Source organism: Mesorhizobium sp. M4A.F.Ca.ET.050.02.1.1 (assembly GCF_003997725.1).
In the GTDB taxonomy this organism is placed as follows: Bacteria; Pseudomonadota; Alphaproteobacteria; order Rhizobiales; family Rhizobiaceae; genus Mesorhizobium.
Genome location: NZ_RZSG01001379.1, coordinates 1 through 687 on the forward strand (window position 1 = coordinate 1; position 687 = coordinate 687).

At 64.2% G+C, this 687-nt stretch carries 1 protein-coding gene; it reads right to left on the reverse strand.

What is annotated here, in order from left to right; all coding sequences use genetic code 11:
• Positions 1-687 (reverse strand): AMP-binding protein (locus EOA33_RS37630; RefSeq protein ID WP_145989601.1); only part of this gene is annotated, 687 nt, incomplete at both ends.

Here is a 687-nt window from a genome sequence, read left to right on the forward strand (position 1 = left end):
CCAGCATGGATGGTACAAAGTGCGCAGTGGTGATCCTTTGGCTGAGGATCACTTTTACAAGCGCATCGGGGTCTTTGTGTGCCGCCGGTGGCGCTAGCACCAGGGTCGCCCCTTCAAGCAACGTCCAGAAGAATTCCCAGGCCGAGACATCGAAGCCAAATGGCGTCTTCTGCAAAACGACATCAGTCGCATTAAGAGCGTAGGCTTTCTGCATCCAGATCAGGCGATTGATAATAGCCCGATGCTCATTCTTTGCCCCCTTTGGGGCTCCGGTAGAGCCTGAAGTGTAGATGACATAGGCGAGATGGCATGCGGTCAGGCCAAGAGCGCGCGGGTCCGGGTTCGAGGCGGGCAACTCGACCCAGGCCGGGGTGGCCGTATCCAGATCGACCGTCGTGACATCGGCCAGCGCCTCGGCGCCGAGCGCGGAGCGTCCGGCCGCATCACAAAGCAGCAGCCGCGGCGAGGCATCGCCGAGGACCTGCCGCAGCCGCGCGCAGGGGTAGGCCGGGTCCAGCGGCAGATAGGCGCCGCCCGCCTTCAGGATCGCCAAGACCCCCTCCACCATCGCCGGGCTGCGCTCCAGGCAGATCGCCACCGGCTGATCCGGCTTGACCCCGAGGGCGATCAGATGATGGGCCAGCCGGTTGGCCCGCGCATTGAGCTCGCCGTAGCTCAGGCGCTCGT